The sequence below is a fragment of the Haloechinothrix aidingensis genome, assembly GCF_013450155.1.
Classification (GTDB): domain Bacteria; phylum Actinomycetota; class Actinomycetes; order Mycobacteriales; family Pseudonocardiaceae; genus Haloechinothrix; species Haloechinothrix aidingensis.
Genome location: NZ_JACCKD010000003.1, coordinates 444,002 through 463,663, shown reverse-complemented (window position 1 = coordinate 463,663; position 19,662 = coordinate 444,002). Strand labels below are relative to the sequence as shown.

Annotated in this window: 17 protein-coding genes; 15 read left to right on the top strand and 2 right to left on the bottom strand. The window is 70.8% G+C overall.

Translation table 11 applies throughout. From position 1 onward, the window contains the following. The first annotated feature begins 102 nt into the window (after positions 1 to 102). From coaBC to H0B56_RS10470, 10 genes are all read left to right on the top strand, one after another. The gene (gene coaBC, locus H0B56_RS10515) at positions 103 to 1,311 is read left to right on the top strand and encodes a bifunctional phosphopantothenoylcysteine decarboxylase/phosphopantothenate--cysteine ligase CoaBC (RefSeq protein ID WP_180892967.1); all 1,209 of its coding nucleotides are present in this window, start codon (positions 103 to 105) and stop codon (positions 1,309 to 1,311) included. A 245-nt stretch (positions 1,312 to 1,556) separates the two neighbouring features. After that, positions 1,557 to 2,768, top strand: a complete 1,212-nt coding sequence (gene metK, locus H0B56_RS10510) for a methionine adenosyltransferase (RefSeq protein WP_343063840.1) — start codon at positions 1,557 to 1,559, stop codon at positions 2,766 to 2,768. A 145-nt stretch (positions 2,769 to 2,913) separates the two neighbouring features. Next, positions 2,914 to 4,926 (top strand): primosomal protein N', encoded by a 2,013-nt coding sequence (locus H0B56_RS10505; protein WP_246361023.1) that lies wholly within the window; start codon positions 2,914 to 2,916, stop codon positions 4,924 to 4,926. Between the two features lie 61 nt (positions 4,927 to 4,987). After that, entirely contained in the window at positions 4,988 to 5,938 is a 951-nt protein-coding gene (fmt, locus tag H0B56_RS10500; RefSeq protein ID WP_180892780.1) for a methionyl-tRNA formyltransferase, read from the top strand. After that, complete coding sequence (locus H0B56_RS10495) at positions 5,935 to 7,356, top strand: RsmB/NOP family class I SAM-dependent RNA methyltransferase (RefSeq protein WP_180892779.1); 1,422 nt, start codon at positions 5,935 to 5,937, stop codon at positions 7,354 to 7,356. Before fmt ends, H0B56_RS10495 begins: the two co-directional genes overlap by 4 nt. Positions 7,357 to 7,458: 102 nt before the next feature. Then, on the top strand, positions 7,459 to 8,133 hold the full coding sequence (rpe, locus tag H0B56_RS10490; RefSeq protein ID WP_180892966.1) for a ribulose-phosphate 3-epimerase: 675 nt from the start codon (positions 7,459 to 7,461) through the stop codon (positions 8,131 to 8,133). Between the two features lie 109 nt (positions 8,134 to 8,242). Next, positions 8,243 to 8,905 (top strand): riboflavin synthase, encoded by a 663-nt coding sequence (locus H0B56_RS10485; RefSeq protein WP_180892778.1) that lies wholly within the window; start codon positions 8,243 to 8,245, stop codon positions 8,903 to 8,905. Further along, the gene (locus H0B56_RS10480; protein ID WP_180892777.1) at positions 8,902 to 10,206 is read left to right on the top strand and encodes a bifunctional 3,4-dihydroxy-2-butanone-4-phosphate synthase/GTP cyclohydrolase II; all 1,305 of its coding nucleotides are present in this window, start codon (positions 8,902 to 8,904) and stop codon (positions 10,204 to 10,206) included. The genes H0B56_RS10485 and H0B56_RS10480 overlap by 4 nt, the downstream gene beginning before the upstream one ends. Then, positions 10,203 to 10,709, top strand: a complete 507-nt coding sequence (gene ribH, locus H0B56_RS10475; RefSeq protein ID WP_180892776.1) for a 6,7-dimethyl-8-ribityllumazine synthase — start codon at positions 10,203 to 10,205, stop codon at positions 10,707 to 10,709. Before H0B56_RS10480 ends, ribH begins: the two co-directional genes overlap by 4 nt. A gap of 103 nt (positions 10,710 to 10,812) precedes the next feature. Then, positions 10,813 to 11,211 carry a PH domain-containing protein gene (locus H0B56_RS10470; RefSeq protein ID WP_180892965.1) on the top strand — a complete coding sequence of 133 codons (399 nt, stop codon included), beginning with the start codon at positions 10,813 to 10,815 and terminating at the stop codon, positions 11,209 to 11,211. A gap of 30 nt (positions 11,212 to 11,241) precedes the next feature. Here the strand turns inward: H0B56_RS10470 and H0B56_RS10465 are convergent, their stop codons facing one another. Further along, positions 11,242 to 12,039, bottom strand: a complete 798-nt coding sequence (locus H0B56_RS10465; RefSeq protein WP_180892775.1) for an exodeoxyribonuclease III — start codon at positions 12,037 to 12,039, stop codon at positions 11,242 to 11,244. A 114-nt stretch (positions 12,040 to 12,153) separates the two neighbouring features. Continuing rightward, entirely contained in the window at positions 12,154 to 12,906 is a 753-nt protein-coding gene (locus H0B56_RS10460; protein ID WP_180892774.1) for a maleylpyruvate isomerase family mycothiol-dependent enzyme, read from the bottom strand. A 152-nt stretch (positions 12,907 to 13,058) separates the two neighbouring features. On the opposite strand from H0B56_RS10460, the gene uvrC reads away from it, so the two are divergent. From uvrC to H0B56_RS10435, 5 genes are all read left to right on the top strand, one after another. Beyond that, positions 13,059 to 15,128: an excinuclease ABC subunit UvrC gene (gene uvrC / locus H0B56_RS10455; protein WP_180892773.1), complete on the top strand. Its 2,070-nt coding sequence runs from the start codon at positions 13,059 to 13,061 to the stop codon at positions 15,126 to 15,128. A gap of 50 nt (positions 15,129 to 15,178) precedes the next feature. Continuing rightward, positions 15,179 to 16,036, top strand: a complete 858-nt coding sequence (gene rapZ, locus H0B56_RS10450) for an RNase adapter RapZ (protein WP_089301236.1) — start codon at positions 15,179 to 15,181, stop codon at positions 16,034 to 16,036. A 9-nt stretch (positions 16,037 to 16,045) separates the two neighbouring features. Next, positions 16,046 to 17,035: a gluconeogenesis factor YvcK family protein gene (locus H0B56_RS10445; RefSeq protein WP_180892772.1), complete on the top strand. Its 990-nt coding sequence runs from the start codon at positions 16,046 to 16,048 to the stop codon at positions 17,033 to 17,035. Then, the gene (whiA, locus tag H0B56_RS10440; protein ID WP_089301104.1) at positions 17,026 to 18,018 is read left to right on the top strand and encodes a DNA-binding protein WhiA; all 993 of its coding nucleotides are present in this window, start codon (positions 17,026 to 17,028) and stop codon (positions 18,016 to 18,018) included. The genes H0B56_RS10445 and whiA overlap by 10 nt, the downstream gene beginning before the upstream one ends. 98 nt (positions 18,019 to 18,116) lie before the next feature. Then, positions 18,117 to 19,643, top strand: a complete 1,527-nt coding sequence (locus H0B56_RS10435) for a hypothetical protein (protein ID WP_180892771.1) — start codon at positions 18,117 to 18,119, stop codon at positions 19,641 to 19,643. Positions 19,644 to 19,662: the final 19 nt, after the last annotated feature.

Genomic DNA, 19,662 nt, shown 5'->3' with positions numbered 1-19,662 from the left:
CACCGGGGAACGCAGGCACGCGGGCCGGTGTCGGCGTCCGCCGGCGACGGGGCAGTGGACGATCCGGTGAACAACGACGAGACGGCGAGGGCACCCCGTGTGGTGCTCGGCGTAGGCGCGGGTATCGCCGCGTACAAGGCGTGCGAGGTGGTTCGCGGGCTGACCGAGTCCGGGCACGATGTGCGGGTGGTTCCCACCCGCTCGGCGCTGGAGTTCGTCGGTGCGGCGACCTTCGAGGCGCTCTCCGGCAACCCGGTGCACAGTGGGGTGTTCTCGAACGTGCCCGAGGTCGAGCACGTGCGTATCGGCCAGGAGGCCGATCTGGTCGTCGTCGCGCCTGCGACGGCCGACCTGCTGGCCAAGGCGGCACACGGGCAGGCCGACGACCTGCTGACGAATACCCTGCTGACGGCGCGCTGCCCGGTGGCCTTCTTCCCGGCGATGCACACCGAGATGTGGGAGCACGCCGCCACCCGGTCCAACGTGGCGACGTTGCGGAGCCGGGGCGCCGTCGTCCCCGATCCCGATTCGGGCAGGCTCACCGGCGTGGACTCGGGCAAGGGCCGGATGGCCGACCCAGCGGAGATCACTGATCTCGCGCGGCTGCTCATCGATGAGCCGCGGGCATTGCCACGGGACCTGGAAGGGGTTCACGTGGTCGTCTCGGCAGGCGGGACCCGCGAGCCGCTCGACCCGGTGCGGTACCTGGGCAACCGCTCCTCCGGCAGGCAGGGCTACGCGCTGGCCAGGGTGGCCGCGGCGCGCGGAGCCCGGGTGACGTTGATCTCCGCGCACACCATGTCGTTGCCGGTGCCTGCGGGTGTCACGGTCGTGAACGTCTCGACGGCGGCCGAGTTGCGCGCGGCCGTGCACGAGGCAGCTCCCTCGGCCGAGGTGGTCGTGATGGCGGCGGCAGTGGCCGACTTCCGGCCCGCGGCGCTGCTCGAACACAAGATCAAGAAGACCGAGGGCGCACCTGATCCCGTCGTGCTGGACCGCAACGCCGACGTGCTGGCCGAGCTCGTCGAGAACCGGCGCGGTGACCAGGTCATCGTCGGGTTCGCCGCCGAGACCGGGGACCGCGGTAGCGACGTGCTGCAGTACGGCAGGACGAAGCTGCGCCGCAAGGGCAGCGATCTTCTGGTGGTCAACGCTGTCGGGGACGGCCGGGCCTTCGAGGTCGAGGAGAACTCGGGGTGGCTGCTGGCCGCCGACGGGGCAGAGACCGCGATACCGTTCGGTTCGAAGTCGCAGCTGGCTGCCGCACTGTGGGACTCCGTAAGCGAGCTCGTCGGCAGGGCGCACGCGTAGCGCGGCACGACGCGCGCGGGCCCGGCCACACCGCAGGCCGGGAACGGGGAAGTCGCTGTATACCTCGAACTCCGGTCCGGTGGACCGGCACCGTCCGGATGGCCCGCGCGATCGGCCCGCGTCGGCTACGCTGGGTCGCAGAGCCTGTTGCGGCGAGCGCTCGGCTGTCGGGTGGTGTACCGCTCGAGAAGATCTCGGGTAACCGGCTCCGCGTACAGCGGCCCGTCGAGACGAGGCAGGTAGCCGTGAGTGAGTCCATCCGGAGGCTGTTCACCTCGGAGTCGGTGACCGAGGGGCATCCCGACAAGATCTGCGACGCGATCAGCGACACCATCCTGGACGCGATGCTCGCTGCGGACCCGGACAGCAGGGTGGCTGTGGAGACCGTGGTGACCACCGGGCAGGTGCACGTCGTGGGGGAAGTGTCGACGCGAGCGTACGTGGACATCCCCACGCTCGTGCGCGGGCTCGTCAACGACATAGGTTACGACTCGTCGAGCAAGGGCTTCGACGGTGACTCGTGCGGGGTCAGCATCGCCATCGGGGCGCAGTCTCCGGACATCGCGCAGGGCGTGGACACCTCCTACGAGGTCCGGTCGAACGGCGCGGACACGTCCGCGGAGCGCCGGGCCAGGCAAGGTGCCGGCGACCAGGGGCTGATGTTCGGTTACGCGTGTACCGACACTCCCGAGCTGATGCCGATGCCCATCGCGCTCGCGCACCGGCTGTCCCGGCGCCTGGCCGCGGTGCGCAAGGACGGCACGTTGCCGTACCTGCGACCGGACGGCAAGACCCAGGTCACCATCGAGTACGAGGGGGACCGCCCGGTACGTCTGGACACCGTGGTCGTGTCCACCCAGCACGCCGAGGGAGCCGACCTGGAGCACCTGGTCGCGCCGCAGGTGACCGAGCGAGTGGTCAAACCGGTGATCGCCGACCTCGGGATGGACAGCGGGGATGCCCGGCTGCTGATCAACCCCACGGGACGGTTCGTGCTGGGCGGGCCGATGGCCGACGCCGGACTGACGGGCCGCAAGATCATCGTCGATACCTACGGAGGCATGGCGCGGCACGGGGGCGGCGCGTTCTCCGGCAAGGATCCGTCGAAAGTGGACCGCTCCGGCAGCTACGCGATGCGGTGGGTGGCCAAGAACGTCGTCGCCGCCGGGTTGGCCGCACGAGCGGAGATACAGGTGGCGTACGCGATCGGCAAGGCCGAGCCGGTCGGGCTGTTCGTCGAGACGTTCGGTACCGAGACGGTCGAACCGCGCGCGATCCAGCGCGCCATCTCCGAGGTGTTCGACCTGCGGCCCGGATCGATGGTCGAGGCGCTCGACCTGCTTCGCCCGATCTACGCGAGCACCGCAGCCTACGGTCACTTCGGACGGCCCGATCTGGATCTTCCCTGGGAACGAACGGATCGCGTGGAGGACCTGCGGCGCGCGGTTACCGGCTAACCGCGCGGGGCGAGCCGAAGGCCTCCTCCGGTGCGTATGTGGTACCCGAGGAGTCCCTCGGCTCGTTCTGTGCGTCGAGATGCGTCGAGGTGCGTCGAGATGCCGGGAACCGAGGTGGGTGCTCGTTCTGGTAGGGAGATCAATCATGGGCACATCGAGTGGCGTGCGGAAGGGGCAGCGGCGACCGGCGGAGACCGCGCCGGTCGCGCGCGTCTACGTCGACGTGCCACTGGCACACCTCGACCGGACCTTCGACTACCTCGTGCCGCACACGCTGGAGGACAGCGCGCAACCCGGTTGCCGGGTGCGCGTTCGCTTCGCGGGCCAGCTGGTGGACGGCTACGTGGCCGAGCGCGCGGGCAGCAGCGAGCACACCGGCCGGCTGGCCTACCTGGAACGGGTGGTCTCCGACGAGCCGGTACTGACACCGGAGCTGGCCCGGCTCGCCCGCGCGGTGGCCGATCGCTACGCGGGAACGATGGCCGACGTGCTGCGGCTGGCGATCCCGCCGCGCCACGCGCGCGTCGAGCGGGAGACGCCTCCGGAACGCGCCGAGCCGCCCCCGGCGCCGAGCACCGAGGGATGGCGACGTTACACGCACGGTAGCGCGCTGGTGGCCGCGCTGGCAGCAGGCAAGCGCGCGCACGCGGTGTGGCAGGCGCTCCCCGGGGAGGACTGGCCCGCGCGCCTTGCCGAGCTGGCCGGCAGCACGGCGGCCGCAGGCCGGTCCACGCTGATCGTCGTTCCCGATCACCGTGACCTCGCGAGGGTGCGCGCACGGTGTGCGGAGCTTGCCGGTCAGGCGGCCGTCGTGGCGTTGTCCGCCGATCTCGGCCCCGCGGAGCGCTACCGCCGGTGGTTGCGTGTGCGCAGGGGACACGCGCGCATCGTGGTCGGCACGCGCGCCGCGATGTTCGCGCCGGTCACCGAGCCGGGTGCCTTCGTCGTCTGGGACGACGGGGACGACCTGCACGCAGAACGCCGTGCACCGTACCCGCACGTACGGGACGTGCTGATCCAGCGGGCACACGCCAGCGGCGCGGGCATGGTCGTGGCAGGGTTCGCGCGCACGGCCGAGGCCCAGTTGCTCGTGGAGTCCGAGTGGGCGCGGCCGGTGCTCGCGGCACGCGAGCGGGTACGGGCGAGTGCGCCCCGCACGATCGGTACCGGTGACGAGTTCGAGCTGGCACGCGACCCCGCGGCCGGAGCGGCTCGCCTGCCCGCGGCAGCCTTCGACGCGGCAAGGACGGCTCTGGCGGCCGGGACGCCCGTGCTCGTCCAGGTGCCGCGCTCCGGGTACGTGCCCGCGCTCGCGTGCGCGCGCTGCCGCCACCCGGCGCGCTGCAGGAGCTGCGCCGGCCCGCTCGCGGTGCCCGGCGGTACCGCCGAGACGGCGCCCACGTCCGCGCACTGCAGCTGGTGCGGCGCGATCGAGTCCAACTTCTCCTGCCCGACCTGCGGTCCGTCCGGGATGCGCGCGGTGGTCGTCGGTGCAAGGCGCACGGCAGAGGAGCTGGGGCGGGCGTTTCCCGGCAAGCCCGTTCGCACGTCCGGCGGCTCCGAGGTGCTCGACGTCGTCCCCGGCGAACCGGCGGTTGTGGTCTGCACGCCTGGTGCCGAGCCGGTCGCACACGGGGGTTACGGCGCCGCGTTGCTGCTGGACGGCTGGGCACTGCTGAGCCGCCAGGACCTGCGCGCGGGCGAGGAGACCGTCCGGCGCTGGATGTCCGCGGCAGCGCTGGTGCGTTCCGCGGGCGACGGCGGCCGGGTGGTTGTCGGTGCCGACGCCGCGCTTGCCCAGGTGCAGGCGATGGTGCGGTGGGATCCCGCGGGGTACGCCGAGCGTGAGCTCGCCGAGCGCGCCGAGCTGGGCTTTCCCCCTGCCGTGCGGATGGCGAGCGTGCAGGCGCGCGCCGACGTACTCGCGGATCTGCTGCTCGAGCTGCCGTTGCCCGACTCGGCCGAGGTGCTCGGTCCCGTCCCGGTCACGCCCGAGCGCGCGGGGGAGGAGGCGGAGCTCGAACGGGCACTGATCCGCGTGCCGCGCGCCGAGGGCAAGGCTCTGGCGGGCTCGCTCGCTGCGGCGCAGGCGCGCCGGAGCGCCCGCAAGGCGCGGGAGGCGGTACGCATCCAGCTCGATCCTCTCGAACTCGTGTAGCCGCGGCGCCCGGCTCGGCGCTCGCCGCGGCGCCAACGGTGCCCAGTAGACTCGACGCACTATGCGCTTGGTTTTCGCAGGAACCCCTGATACCGCGGTGCCCTCGCTGCGTGCGTTGATCGACTCGTCGCGCCACGAGGTCGTCGCCGTAACCACCAGGCCCGACGCCCCGGCCGGGCGTGGCAGGCACCTGATGCGGTCCCCCGTGGGCAGGGTCGCCGACGAGTACGGAATAGAGGTGTTGACGCCGTCCTGGGCGGGCGACCCGGACTACCTGGCGCGGCTCGCCGAGCTGGCACCCGACGTGTGCCCGGTGGTCGCGTACGGGGGGCTGCTGCCGCGGCAGGCGCTGGACGTGCCCGCGCACGGGTGGGTCAACCTGCACTTCTCGCTGCTCCCGGCCTGGCGGGGTGCCGCGCCGGTACAGGCGGCGATCCGCGCGGGCGACGAGATCACCGGGGCATCGACGTTCCACGTGGTTCCCGAGCTCGACGCGGGCCCCGTCTACGGCGTGGTGACCGAGACCGTGCGATCCGACGACACCGCCGGTTCGTTGCTCGAGCGCCTCTCCTACTCGGGCGCGGAGCTGCTGCTGTCGACTCTGGACGGTATCGCCGCGGGGACCGTGCAGGCCGTGCCGCAGCCCGAGGACGGGCGCAGCTACGCGGAGAAGATCACCGCGCAGGATGCCAGGGTGCGCTTCGGCGAGCCTGCCATCAGCGTGGACCGGCACGTGCGGGCGGTCACACCCGACCCGGGGGCATGGGCGGAGTTCCGCGGCAAGCGCATCAAGCTGTCACCCGTGCGTCCGCTGAACGCCGGCGGGGACGAGGCGGCGAACGCGGGCGACCTGGAGCCCGGAGAGCTGCACGTCGAACGGGACCGGGTGCTCGTGGGTTCGGCGACGGTCCCGCTGCTGCTCGGTGACGTGCAAGTGCAGGGCAAGAAGCGCATGACGGCCGCCGAATGGGCACGGGGGAGCAAGATCGAGCGTGGCGAGAGGCTGGTATGAGCACCGATAAGCGCAAGTCCCCCCGGCCGGCGAACAGCCGCCCCGCGCAGCGGAAGCAGGGGCCGCGCAGGCCGCCCGAGGTGGACGCGGCGCGGCAAGCGGCGTTCGACACGCTGCGCGCGGTACGGAGCAAGGACGCATACGCGAACCTGGTGCTGCCCGAGCTGCTGCGGGAGCGTCGTGTGACCGGGCGGGACGCGGCGCTGGCGACGGAGCTCGCCTACGGTACGGCACGCCTGTCCGGCCTGCTCGACGAGATCGTCGCGGCGTGCTCGGACCGGCCGCCCTCGGCGATGGACGGGGACGTGCTCGATGCGCTGAGGATCGGTACCTACCAGCTGCTGCGGACGCGGATCCCGCCGCATGCCGCCGTGACCTCGACCGTGGACCTCGCCCGGCTGGCAGCGGGGTCGCATGTGGCGGGATTCGTCAACGCCGTGCTGCGGCGAGTGTCGGCGGCGGGGGAGCCGGAGTGGGTCGAGCAGCTCGCGCCCGCCCGCGACACCGACCCGATCGGCCACCTCGGGATGCGCACGGCGCATCCCGGCTGGATCGTCCGGGCATTCGCGGAGGCGCTCGGCGACACCGGTGCGGAGCTGGAGGCCGCCCTCGAGGCGAACAACGTGCGGCCGGACGTACACCTGGCCGCGCGGCCAGGGGCGATCAGTGCCGACGAGCTCGCCGCGATCACCGGAGGTGAGGTAGCCCCGTACTCGCCCTACGGCGTCCGGCTGGAGCCGGGCGGCGGTGACCCGGCAGAATCCGGCCCGATCAGCGAAGGCCTCGCCGCCGTCCAGGACGAGGGCAGCCAGCTGTGCGCCCGCGCCGCGGCCGAGTACCCGCTGGACGGTACGGACGCGCGCTGGCTGGACCTGTGTGCGGGACCGGGCGGTAAGACACGCGTGCTGGGCGCGCTCGCCGCACTGTCCGGCGCCGAGCTGGACGCGGTGGAGCCTGCCGAGCACCGTGCGCGGATGGTCCGTGACGCCGTGCCGGACCTGCCGGTGACGGTGCACGTCACCGATGGCCGCGAGAGCGGCCTGCGGCCCGGTTACGACCGGGTGCTCGTGGACGCCCCGTGCACCGGCCTCGGGGCGCTGCGCAGGCGCCCCGAGGCGCGGTGGCGCAGGGTGCCCGGGGACGTCGCCGGGCTGACCAGGCTGCAGACCGAGCTGCTGAGCGCGGCGATGGACCTGGTACGCCCTGGCGGCGTGGTGTGTTACGTGGTGTGCGCGCCACACCTCGCGGAGACCGAAGGCGTGGTCGCCGACCTGCTGCGCAAGGCCGATGCGCACCGCGTGGACGCGCGGCCGCTCTTCGCGGGCGTTCCCGGCCTCGGAGACGGCCCGGACGTGCAGTTGTGGCCGCACCGGCACGGAACCGACGCGATGTACTGTGCACTCCTCCAGAAGTCGTAAGCGGCTCGGTAGACTGCACGGAGTGTTACCCCGTCCCGGAAGGCACCGGCCGACGCCCGGGCGTGTGAGAAAGAAGTGGAACCCAGCGTGACGAACAGGCCGATGATCGCCCCAAGCATCCTGTCCGCGGACTTCGCCCGGCTCGGTGAGGAGATCGAGGTCGTCTCCGGAACCGGGGACGCGCGGGCCGACTGGGTACACGTGGACGTCATGGACGGGCACTTCGTACCCAACCTCACCATCGGCCTGCCCGTCGTGGAGTCCCTGTCCCGGGTGTCGCGGGTGCCGCTCGACTGCCACCTGATGATCGAGGACCCGGACAGGTGGGCGCCGGACTACGCCGAACGGGGCGCGTACAACGTCACGGTGCATGCCGAGGCCGCGCACGATCCGGTGATGCTGGCCAAGAACCTGCGCGCCGCGGGCGCGCAGGCCGGCCTGTCCGTCAAGCCGGGCACGAGCCTCGAGGACTATCTGGAGGTGCTCAAGCACTACGACACCTTGCTGATCATGTCGGTGGAGCCCGGCTTCGGCGGGCAGTCGTTCATCCCGGAGGTCCTCGACAAGGTCCGGCGGGCGCGCAGGCTCGTCGACACCGGCCACCTGCGGCTGCTCGTGGAGATCGACGGGGGGATCAACGACGAGACGATCGAACAGGCTGCCGAGGCCGGGGTGGACTGCTTCGTGGCAGGCTCGGCCGTATACGGCGCCAAGGACCCGGGTGTGGCGATCGAGCGGTTGCGGGAGCGCGTGAACCGCTGCGGCGCACACCCATGACCCCAGCCGGACGCGTATGCCTGTCCCAGGCGATGCGGTGGTCCGCGCACGACCCGACTTTGAACAGCGGCCCCGAAGTGGGAGCCTGGACAGCACGAGGAGGCAGGCAATGTTCACCGGCATTGTCGAGGAGATCGGTGAGGTCGTCGGCATCGAGCAGGTGCCGAACGCCGCGCGGCTGACCGTGTCGGGGCCCCTGGTGACGACCGACGTACGGCACGGCGACTCGGTCTCGGTGAACGGCGTGTGCCTCACCGTGGTGGACGTGGCCGGGTCGCAGTTCACCGTGGACGTCGTGCACGAGACTCTGGAGCGGAGCAGCCTGGCGAAGGTTCACATGGGCGACCGGGTGAACCTCGAGCGCGCCACCGCCGCAGGCGACCGCTTCGGGGGACACATCGTGCAGGGCCACGTCGACGGGGTGGGCACCTACCTTTCCCGGGATCCTGCCGGCCTCACCCGCTTCTCCCTGCCGAAGCAGCTGAACAGGTACGTGGTCGAGAAGGGGTCGATCGCCGTGGACGGCGTGTCGTTGACGGTGACCGACATCACCGACGACGAGTTCTCCGTCGCGTTGATCCCGACCACGCTCGAGACGACCGTGCTCGGCGCCAAGTCCCCGTCCGACCCCGTCAATATCGAGGTCGACGTGGTCGCCAAGTACGTTGAGAAGCTGGTACGACCGCATCGTGACGATGCTGACTCCACCGACCCGTACCGGTCCGTCTCCGAGCACAATGGCGGTGAGCCGGAAGCCGAGGAGAGCGCATGAGCAACATCGAGCGGGCGGTCGCCGACATCGCCGCCGGTAAGCCAGTCGTCGTCGTGGACGACGAGGACAGGGAGAACGAGGGTGACCTGATCTTCGCGGCGGAGATGGCCACGCCCGAGCTCGTCGCGTTCATGGTGCGCTACACGTCGGGCTACATCTGCGTCTCGCTGACCGAGTACGACGCGGACCGGCTCAACCTGCCACCGATGTTCCACACCAACCAGGACGCGCGCGGTACGGCCTACACCGTCACGGTGGATGCCAAGGAAGGGATCGGCACCGGTATCTCCGCGTCCGACCGGGCCCGCACGATCAAGCTCCTGTCCGACCGTTCGGCGACCGCGGAGGACTTCAACCGGCCCGGTCACGTCGTCCCGCTGCGGGCCAAGGAGGGCGGGGTGCTGCGCAGGCCGGGGCATACGGAGGCCTCGGTGGACCTTGCCAGGATGGCCGGATTGCGGCCTGCCGGTGTGCTCTGCGAGATCGTCTCGCAGAAGGACGAGGGCGACATGGCCCGCTACGACGAGCTTCAGGTCTTCGCCGAGGAGCACGACCTCTGCCTCATCACCATCGCCGACCTGATCGCCTACCGTAAGCGCACGGAAAAGCAGGTGGAGCGAGTCGCCGAGGCGCGGGTGCCCGTGCGGGCGGGCACCTTCCGCGCGATCGGCTACGACAGCCTGCTGGACGGCATCGAGCACATCGCGTTCGTCTACGGCGACATCGGGGACGGCGAGGACGTCCTGGTGCGCGCCCACTCGGAGTGCCTGACCGGTGACGTGTTCGGTTCCCTACGCTGCGACTGCGGGCCGCAGCTCGACGCAGCGCTGGCCGCGGTGGCCGAGGAGGGGCGCGGCGTCGTGCTCTACATCCGCGGGCACGAAGGCAGGGGCATCGGGTTACTGCACAAGCTGCAGGCCTACCAGCTCCAGGACGACAACGGCCAGGACACCGTCGACGCGAATCTCGCGCTCGGGGTGCCCGCTGACGCGCGGGACTACGGCACGGGCGCGCAGATCCTCGTGGATCTCGGAATCAAGTCGATGCGGCTGCTGACGAACAACCCCGCCAAGCGCGTCGGGCTGGAAGGTTACGGGCTCCGGGTCACCGGCAGGGTCCCGCTGCCGACGTCGCCCAACGCGGAGAACTACGGGTACCTGCAGACCAAACGGGACCGGATGGGTCACGAGCTGACCAATCTGGAGCATTTCGACGAGGTGGGTGCCGCGGTGGACGGGGTCAAGCCCGCACGAACCGGTAACCCCCCTATCGGTAACGAGGACGGTGGTGTGCGGACATGAGCGGCCAGGGCAGGCCCGATACCTCCGTTGACCTGACAGGGTGCGAGAACCTGCGGCTGGCTATAGTCGCGACGCGCTGGCACGAGCGCATCACCGGCGGCCTGCTCGAGCGCGCCCACGCGGCGTGCGCGGCCGCCGAGCTGGACGAAGGACCGACCGTCGTGCGCGTCGCCGGTGCGATGGAGCTGCCCGTCGTCGCGCAGTCGCTGGCCAAGCACCACGACGCGGTCGTGGCACTGGGGGTGGTGATCCGCGGCGGAACCCCGCACTTCGAGTACGTCTGTGACTCGGTGACGGCCGGGTTGACGCGGGTGGCCCTCGACGAGTCCACCCCGGTCGGCAATGGCGTGCTCACCTGCGACACCGAGCAGCAGGCCCTGGACCGCGCCGGGCTCGCGGACTCGGTCGAGGACAAGGGGTTCGAGGCCACCGCGGCCGCGCTGGACACCGCGCACGTCCTGCGCGGGCTGCGCCAGCCGTGGACCGAGCGCGGGTTCGTCTAGCAGCCACCGGCACCGGGACCGATGTCGAACGGATGGGGATGTCGTGACGAGTAGCGAGGCTGACGCCGAGAAGGTCCAGTTCCGCCCCCGCCGGGTGATCTGGATGACGGTGCCGTGCGCGATCGCGCTCGTCGTCGTGTTCACCGTTGTCGGCGTGCTGCTGCGCGACTCCGACACCGGTGCGAACTTCTACCTCGCCGATCAGATCGCGATGGTCGTGATCGGGGTGATACTCGCCGGGCTGACGTTGCTCTGGGCGGTGCCGCGGGTGCGCGCCGACACCAGCGGTATCGAGGTACGCAATGTCCTGACGAAACGCACGTTCGCGTGGAGCGAGGTGCTGTCGGTGAGCTTCCCGGACGGCGCATCGTGGGCACGCCTGGAACTTCCGGACGACGAGTACCACGCCGTGATGGCCGTGCAGGCCGTCGACCGCCAGCACGCTGTCGACGCGGTCCGCGCGTTACGCAGGTTGCACAAACAGGCGCGGGAATCCCGGTAGCGAGAAGCCGACCGGCGCGAGCGGCGGCGCCTACAGGGACAGGTCCACCACGACGGGTGCGTGGTCGGAAGCGCCCTTGCCCTTGCGCTCCTCGCGGTCGACGTAGGCATCGGTGACCGCGCTCGCCAGCTGCGCGTTGCCGTAGGCCAGGTCGATACGCATCCCCTTGTTCTTGGGAAAGGCCAGCCCACGGTAGTCCCAGTAGGTGAACGGCTGGTCGTACTTCAGCGGGCGCGGCACGATGTCGCGCAGCCCGGCGTCCTGGAGCACACCCAGCGCCTTGCGCTCCGACTCGGTGATGTGCGTTGTCTGCGCGAACTCGGCGAGGTCCCAGACATCGTGGTCGGCAGGCGCGATGTTGAAGTCCCCGAGCACCCCGAACGGTACGGATGTGGTCAGCTCGGCGGCCGCCGTCGCGTGCAGCGCATCCAGCCAGCGCAGCTTGTACGCGAAGTGCGGGTGCTCGACGTCGCGGCCGTTGGGCACGTAGACCGACCACAGCCGGAGATCGCCGCAGGTCGCACCGATCGCACGTGGCTCGACCGTCTCGTCGGTGCCGTCGTCCGCCGCGTAGCCGGGCTCGTCGCGCAGGCCGCGGGTGACATCGGACAGGCCGACACGGGACACGATCGCGACCCCGTTCCAGCGGCCGGTGCCGTGCGCGGCGACCTCGTAGCCCAGCTCGGCGATCTCGTCGGTGGGGAAGTTCTCCGCGGCGCACTTCAGCTCCTGCAGGCACAGTACGTCCGGCGCGGCCGACCGCAGCCAGCTCACCAGGCGGGGCAGCCGCGCACCGACGGAGTTGACGTTCCAGGTGGCGATGCGCATGCGATGGGACCCCTTTCGTTCATCCGGTCGTCGCGAGGCGTGCTCCGGCAGCCGTGCCGCAGTGCAGCAACCAGGCTAGCCGACGTGCCCGGCAGGCGAGGAACAACCGTACGGCTATCCCCAACGGATCCGGACCGCCTCGGGCCATCGCCGGGGCAGCTCCGCGCTGCCCGCGACGTCGAGTGCGGTCAACGGCAGCCGGTTCCACAGCGCGAGGTAGACGTCGGAAGCGGCGCCGGAGACCACGGTGTCGGCGGGTGCCTGTGAACGCTCGACGGTGACAGGCCCGGAGCTGACGTGCAGCAACCAGCACGCCCCGGTGTCGGTGGTGCGTACGGACATCGACGTCGGAGGGTCGCTGTGCAGTCCCGTGCGGTCCCGCGGAACGAACGCGCCGAGCAGCTCGTCGATGCCGTCGGTGGCCACGTCCGGCCCGACCGGCTCGACCGCGCCGTCCGCTGACTCGACGTCCACCCGGTGCACGGTGGTCTCGTGTGCCTGGCGCCGTGCCCAGAACGCCAGCGGAGTCGGCGCGGTGAGGAACGCCCAGCACCGCAGGTCCTCCGGTGCGTTGCGCAGTGCCTTCAGCAGGTCCGTATGGCCACGGCGGAACCAGTCGATCAGCTCGGCGTCCGCGGGCAGGTGCGCGGAGATGTCCTCTGCCCGCTCCAGGTGCAGTGGTTCGCGACGGGGCTCCGTGACCACCGTGCCCGCCCAGCGGTGCACGCCGCCGATGTGCAGCAGGAGGTCCCGTACACGCCAGCCGGGGCAGGTGGGCACGTCCGCGTCCACTCCGACCCGTTCCGCGGCGCGCGCCAGGCGGTGCCCTTCCGACTCCAGCGTGGCGATCAGCTCGGAAACGTCCATGCGCCGGATGCTGCCATCCGGCACCGACGATCCGGCACGCGTCGCCGACCGCCACGGGGCGCCACAAGGCCGCTTACGGGGCCGCTTACGGGGGAGCCACCGGAGGTCCGTCCGCTACGCGGGCGCGGACGGCGTCGAGATAGTCTGGCGACGTGGCCGATCCGTCCACCTACCGACCAGCACCGCGAGACATCCCCGACGCGCCAGGGGTGTACCGGTTCCGCGACGCGCGCGGTCGCGTCATCTATGTCGGCAAGGCGAAGAGCTTGCGCAGCAGGCTCGGCTCGTACTTCGCCGACCTGGCCGGTCTGCACCCGCGTACGCGGCAGATGGTGACCTCGGCGGCGGGCGTGGACTGGACGGTGGTGAACACCGAGGTCGAGGCGTTACAGCTGGAGTACACCTGGATCAAGGAGTTCGACCCCCGGTTCAACGTGCGCTACCGGGACGACAAGTCCTACCCGGTGCTTGCGGTGACCATGAACGAGGAGTTCCCCCGACCGCACGTCTACCGGGGTCCGCGCAAGAAGGGCGTGCGCTACTTCGGGCCCTACACGCACGCGTGGGCGATCAGGGAGACGCTGGACCTCCTGCTGCGCGTCTTTCCCGCCCGTACGTGCTCGAACACCGTCTTCCGCAGGCATTCCCAGATCGGCAGGCCCTGCCTGCTCGGCTACATCGACAAGTGTTCGGCGCCCTGCGTCGGCCGGATCAGCGCCGAGGACCACCGCACGATCGTGCGGGACCTGTGCGACTTCCTCGGCGGCAACACCGACAGCATGGTGCGCTCGCTCGAGCGGCGGATGGCGCAGGCCTCCGAGGAGCTGGACTTCGAGCGGGCGGCGCGGTTACGCGACGACGTCGCCGCGCTACGCAAGGCGATGGAGAAGCAAGCGGTGGTGCTCGGTGACGGCACCGACGCCGACGTGGTCGCCTTCGCGCACGACGAGCTGCAAGCGGCTGTACAGGTCTTCCACGTGCGCGGCGGCCGGGTACGCGGGCAGCGCGGCTGGGTCGTCGACGTGGACGAGGACCCGTCCGCCGGGCAACACGGAGAGGACACGCAGGAGCGGGTGCTGGCGGGACTGGTGGACCAGTTCCTCACCCAGTTCTACGGTCAGCAGGCCGAGCTGGCCGCCGACGCCGACGGCAGTGGCCCGCCGGTACCGAAGCAGGTACTGGTCCCCGCGCTTCCCGGCGACTCCGATGCGTTGACCGCGTGGCTGAGCGAGCTACGCGGCTCCCGGGTCGACGTCCGGGTGCCGCGGCGCGGGGACAAGCGAACCCTCGCGCAGACGGTCCAGCGCAACGCAGCCGAGGCGCTGGCGCAGCACAAGCTGCGCAGGGCGGGGGACCTCACCGCGCGTTCCGCGGCGCTGTCCGAGCTCCAGGAGCATCTGGGGCTGGATACCGCTCCGCTGCGCATCGAGTGCGTGGACATCTCGCATCACCAGGGCAGTGACGTGGTCGCGTCGCTCGTGGTGTTCGAGGACGGAGCGCCGCGCAAGTCCGAGTACAAGCGGTTCGAGATCAAGGAGGCCGCGCGGCACGGTGACGTCGCCTCGATCGCCGAGGTCGTGCGACGCCGGTTCGCGCGCTACATGGCTGACACCGCTCAGGCTGCGAGGGACTCGGACGGGGAGCAGGCGTCCGGCAAGCCGGGCAGGTTCGCCTACCCGCCGAACCTGCTCGTGGTCGACGGCGCCGGTCCGCAGGCCACGGCAGCCGCCGACGCCCTCGCCGACCTCGGAGTCACCGATGTGGCCGTCGTCGGCCTCGCCAAACGGCTCGAGGAGGTATGGCCGCCGGCCGAACCCGATCCGGTGATCCTGCCGCGCTCCTCGGAATCGTTGTACCTGTTGCAGCGGGTGCGCGACGAGGCGCACCGGTTCGCCGTGCGGTACCACCGCACGAAACAATCGCGCCGGGTGGCTGCTTCGGAGCTGGACGGCGTACCGGGTCTGGGGCAGACAAGGAAGACCGCGCTGATCAAGCACTTCGGCTCGGTCAAGAAGCTCAAACAGGCCGGTGTGGACGAGATCGCCGCGGTGCGCGGGGTCGGACGGCACACGGCCAGGACCGTGTACACCGCGTTGCACGGTGAGGCAGGAGACGATGTGGCGAACGCGTCCGGTGCCGATACGGCTCACCGGCCGGACGCGCCCCCTTCGGACCCTGGAACGGACGGCACAGCGAACGGACAGGATCGGCGTGAGCGATGAGTAGCAACAGCGGACCGGCGGCTCCCAGCGACGTCGGCAGCCCGACGGGAATGGACGTCGCGGTCGTTACCGGGCTGTCCGGCGCGGGCCGCAGCACGGCAGCCAAATGCCTTGAGGACCTCGGGTGGTTCGTGGTCGACAACCTGCCACCCGAGCTGATCGTCACGATGGTCGAGCTCGGCGCCCAGGCACGGGGTGCGATCACCAAGATCGCCGTTGTCATGGACGTGCGCTCGCGCGCGTTCACCGACGACCTGTCCTCGGTGATCAAGGAGCTGGACGGCACCGGCTACAAGCCGCGCGTGCTGTTCCTCGAGGCCGCCGACTCGGTCCTGGTGCGCCGGTTCGAGGAGGTGCGGCGCGGCCATCCCATGCAAGGTGACGGCAGGCTCGCGGACGGTATCACCGCTGAGCGTTCGCTGCTCGAGCCGCTGCGTGACGAAGCCGACCTGGTGGTCGACACCTCCGCGCTCTCGGTGCACGAGCTACGCGCGAAGATCGAGGACGCGTTCGGCTCGGAGTCCAGCATGCGTACCCGGGTCACGGTGCTGTCGTTCGGCTACAAGTACGGCCTGCCGATGGACGCCGACCTGGTGATGGACGTGCGCTTCCTGCCGAACCCCTTCTGGATCCCCGAGCTGCGCGAGCTCAGCGGTGTCGACGGGGAGGTGCGCAACTACGTGCTGAGCCAGGAGGGCGCCGAGGACTTCCTCGACCAGTACCAGCAGCTGCTCAGGCTCGTCGGGGCAGGCTACCGCAGGGAAGGCAAGCGGTACCTCACCCTTGCCGTGGGATGCACCGGTGGTAAGCATCGCAGTGTCGCGCTGTCCGAGGAGCTCGCGCGCCGGATGTCCGCCGAGGACGGCACGACCGTGAAGGTCGTGCACCGGGATCTGGGACGCGAGTGAGGCGGTGGTATGCCGGACGAACGCCCACTCCGCGCCGTCGCGCTCGGCGGCGGCCACGGCCTGCACACCACGCTGACCGCGTTGCGCCGCATCACCAGCGATGTCACCGCGGTGGTCACGGTGGCGGACGACGGTGGCTCATCCGGCCGGCTGCGCCGCGAGCTGGGTGTGCTGCCGCCGGGTGACCTGCGACAGGCGTTGTCCGCGCTGGCCTCGGCCGAGGACGGTGATCCGCTGTGGCCACGCGTGTTCCAGAGCCGTTTCGGTGGGACGGGGGCGTTGGCCGGGCACGCCGTCGGCAATCTCCTGCTCGCCGGGCTCTTCGAGGTGACAGGGGACCCGGTCGCCGCGCTGGACGAAGCGTGCCGGCTGCACGGGATCTTCGGTCGTGTGCTCCCGATGTCGGCGGAGCCGTTGTGCATCGAAGCACAGGTGTCCGGCCTGAACGGGGAGGATGAACTTCACACGATCCGGGGGCAAGTGGCGGTTGCCAGCACGCCGGGAAAGGTACGGCGGATCAGCCTGACCAGTGAGCGGCGGCCCGGACAGAATCCGCATGCCTGCGATGATGCCGTCCAGGCTGTGCTCGACGCGGACGTCGTCCTGCTCGGACCGGGGTCGTGGTTCACGAGCGTTCTGGTGCACCTCCTGTTACCCGAACTGCGGCGGGCCCTGGTATACAGCCAAGCGGTCAAGGTGGTGATCTTGAATCTCGTCCCTCAGCCGGGCGAGACCGCGGGATTCTCGCCGGAACAGCATCTGGACGTACTCTGCGACCATGCCCCTGAGCTGACGATCGATGCTGTTATCGCCGATCGCGCGTCGGTCCCCACCCCTGACCGGCTGTACCGTGCGGCCGCGGAGATCGGCGCGCAGGCACAGCTCACGGACGTAGCCGCTCCCGACCAGCCGGGGCGGCACGCTCCGGATGCGTTGGCGACGAGTGTGCGAAAGGCTCTCGGGATACCCGAGGTCGGAATGGAGGGGTCATGGCGATGACCGCGGCGGTGAAGGACGAGCTCAGCCGTCTGCAGCTGAGCAAGGTCGGGCCGCGCCGGGCCGAGGTCGCGTCCATGTTGCGTTTCGCGGGGGGACTACACATCGTCTCCGGCAAGGTGGTCGTCGAGGCCGAGCTCGACACGGGTTCGGTCGCCCGCAAGCTCCGCAAGGAGATCTACGATCTGTACGGCTACCAGTCGGACGTGCACGTGATCAGTTCGAGCGGGCTGCGCAAGAGCACCCGCTACGTGGTCCGGGTGGTCGCCGACGGCGAGGGACTCGCGCGGCAGACCGGCCTGATCGATCAGCGCGGGCGGCCGGTACGGGGGCTGCCCGCGACGGTGGTGTCGGGTGCGCTGTCGGAAGCCGAGGCCGCGTGGCGGGGTGCGTTCCTCGCGCACGGCTCGCTGACCGAGCCGGGGCGTTCCTCGGCACTGGAGGTCACCTGCCCCGGTCCGGAGGCGGCACTGGCACTGGTCGGAGCCGCGCGCAGGCTCGGTATCACCGCGAAGTCCCGCGAGGTCCGGGGTGCGGACCGGGTCGTGGTGCGGGACGGCGACGCCATCGGCGCGTTGCTGACCAGGCTCGGTGCGCATACGAGCGTGCTGTCCTGGGAGGAGCACCGGATGCGCAGGGAGGTGCGGGCGACGGCGAACCGGTTGGCCAACTTCGACGACGCGAACCTGCGCCGGTCCGCCCGGGCCGCGGTGGCCGCGGCGGCGCGCGTGGAACGTGCGATGGACATCCTCGGCGAGTCCGCACCGGAGCACCTGAGCAGGGCGGGCCAGCTCCGCCTGTCCAACAGGCAGGCCTCGCTCGAGGAACTGGGGCAGCGGTCCGACCCGCCGATGACCAAGGACGCCATCGCCGGCCGGATCCGCAGGTTGCTGGCGATGGCCGACAAGCGCGCCAAGGAGCTCGGCATCCCGGACACCGAGTCCGCCGTCACCGACGATCTCCTCGAAGAGGAGAACGCTGAATGACGCTTTCGGTCCACGAGACGGACTGAAGGCGCCATTCAGCTCGACCAAGGGTGGGCGGGTGGTCGGGGAGTGAGCGAGGAGCGCTAACGTTGCGCGCTGTGCGTGAAGATGTGACCGAGCACCACGGGGCTACCGTGGACGGCGCGCTGTCTCGCAGGTTGAAGGCTCTGGCGTGCACCGCACCCCTGCACGATCTCGACGCGCGCAAGGCCAAGCTGGACTGGGCCGACGCGGGCGTGTACCAGATGGCGGAGATAGCGCTGCACACGATCGACCAGGTCACCGTAGCCATGGACTTCGACACCGGCGCGGACCACGAGCAGATCGTGCAGCGGCTCCTGCCGTTCATCGCCGCGCAGGCGCCGGAGCGCCCGCCGGCCGAGCACGAACGTGTCGCCCGGTGGGTGCTGGACAACCTGATCAACGTCGGCACCGTCGAGCGCGGCTTCCGGCACGTCTACGGCGCGGTCGGCTCGGACGGCAGCTACCAGCGCCGGGCGTTCGACTTCAAGTTGCTCGTCGAGCTCGCCACGCCCTCGGGTGAGGTCTACCTGCGGGCCAGCGACGAGGCGATCAACGTGCTCGTCGGAGCGTTGGACACCGACGTGGAGTCGGCGCAGGTGGCTGCCGAGGTCAAGCTGGAGAACCTCATCACGCGCGGGCGGCTCGCCGACGCCAAGCTGGCCGCGGAACAGGCCCGTTACCGCACCGTGCAGTACGGGGAGACGCTGCGCTCGATGCTGGAGGCCACCCGCAGGGACGTACGTACGGTGGACTGGGAAGAGGCCATCCCGCAGCTGCTCGACAGCGCGCTCGAGCACATCGAGTCCCGGTTCCGTGCCGAGAACGCGATCCTGCGCAACATCACGGCGGCACGGGACGAAGCGGACGACCCGGATCACAAGAAGCGCGCCGCGGAGCTGGTGGAGATCGTCTCGGACTGCATCACCCGGCATACCCAGCTGCAGGCCCGGCTGCAGGCCGCGGGTGCGACCTTCCGCGCGGAGCAGGACCGGCAGGAGTTCTCCGGTCCGGCGAGACGCGGCGGTGTGGACCTCTTCGGCCAGCTTCTCGTGCCGGCGCTGGGAGTGCCGGTCCGTGACGCAGTCACCCCCGTCGAGGAGTACTTCACCGCGGCGAGCGGAACCTCGGTCCCGGGGGCCGCGACGCTGCCGTCGCTGGTGTCGATGCTGCTGCGGCCCGCTCCGGAACGCGAGAAGGTGGTCGGCGAGATTCCCGACCCCGAGCTGACGCCGTCCGATCAGTCCGGCAGGTTCACCGACCGGCACTGGGAACTGGCCGATGAGCTGTTCAGCCGCTACGAGGCTCCCCGCAGACTCTCCGAGCTGCTGGAGGAAGCACGTGCCGTCGATGGCGAGCTTCCCCTGCTCGTCGCCCTCCGGGCGACGCACTCCTACGGTGCCGACGTGGCGACGGCGTTGCGGCAGGGTTCCGGTGCGGCACTGCTCGCCGTCGACGACGGCACGCCGTTGCGCGACGGCCGGTTCGGCGGCAGCGACCTGCTCGTGGCTATGGTCGCGCTGGACAGCGGGAGCGGCGACGGCGATGCGGAAGCCGACCGTGCCGTGGCCGCCGATGCGGCCGCGGTGGCGGTACCGGAGTGACGGCGGCGGTAGGCGCGAC

Coding starts and splice junctions, on each gene's coding strand:
- whiA (WP_089301104.1), top strand. CDS start 17,026: ATGGCGATGACCGCGGCGGTGAAGGACGAGCTCAGCCGTCTGCAGCTG.
- H0B56_RS10465 (WP_180892775.1), bottom strand. CDS start 12,039: ATGCGCATCGCCACCTGGAACGTCAACTCCGTCGGTGCGCGGCTGCCC.
- H0B56_RS10495 (WP_180892779.1), top strand. CDS start 5,935: ATGAGCACCGATAAGCGCAAGTCCCCCCGGCCGGCGAACAGCCGCCCC.
- rpe (WP_180892966.1), top strand. CDS start 7,459: ATGATCGCCCCAAGCATCCTGTCCGCGGACTTCGCCCGGCTCGGTGAG.
- H0B56_RS10460 (WP_180892774.1), bottom strand. CDS start 12,906: ATGGACGTTTCCGAGCTGATCGCCACGCTGGAGTCGGAAGGGCACCGC.
- H0B56_RS10485 (WP_180892778.1), top strand. CDS start 8,243: ATGTTCACCGGCATTGTCGAGGAGATCGGTGAGGTCGTCGGCATCGAG.
- rapZ (WP_089301236.1), top strand. CDS start 15,179: ATGGACGTCGCGGTCGTTACCGGGCTGTCCGGCGCGGGCCGCAGCACG.
- H0B56_RS10505 (WP_246361023.1), top strand. CDS start 2,914: ATGGGCACATCGAGTGGCGTGCGGAAGGGGCAGCGGCGACCGGCGGAG.
- H0B56_RS10445 (WP_180892772.1), top strand. CDS start 16,046: ATGCCGGACGAACGCCCACTCCGCGCCGTCGCGCTCGGCGGCGGCCAC.
- H0B56_RS10470 (WP_180892965.1), top strand. CDS start 10,813: ATGACGGTGCCGTGCGCGATCGCGCTCGTCGTCGTGTTCACCGTTGTC.
- H0B56_RS10480 (WP_180892777.1), top strand. CDS start 8,902: ATGAGCAACATCGAGCGGGCGGTCGCCGACATCGCCGCCGGTAAGCCA.
- ribH (WP_180892776.1), top strand. CDS start 10,203: ATGAGCGGCCAGGGCAGGCCCGATACCTCCGTTGACCTGACAGGGTGC.
- fmt (WP_180892780.1), top strand. CDS start 4,988: ATGCGCTTGGTTTTCGCAGGAACCCCTGATACCGCGGTGCCCTCGCTG.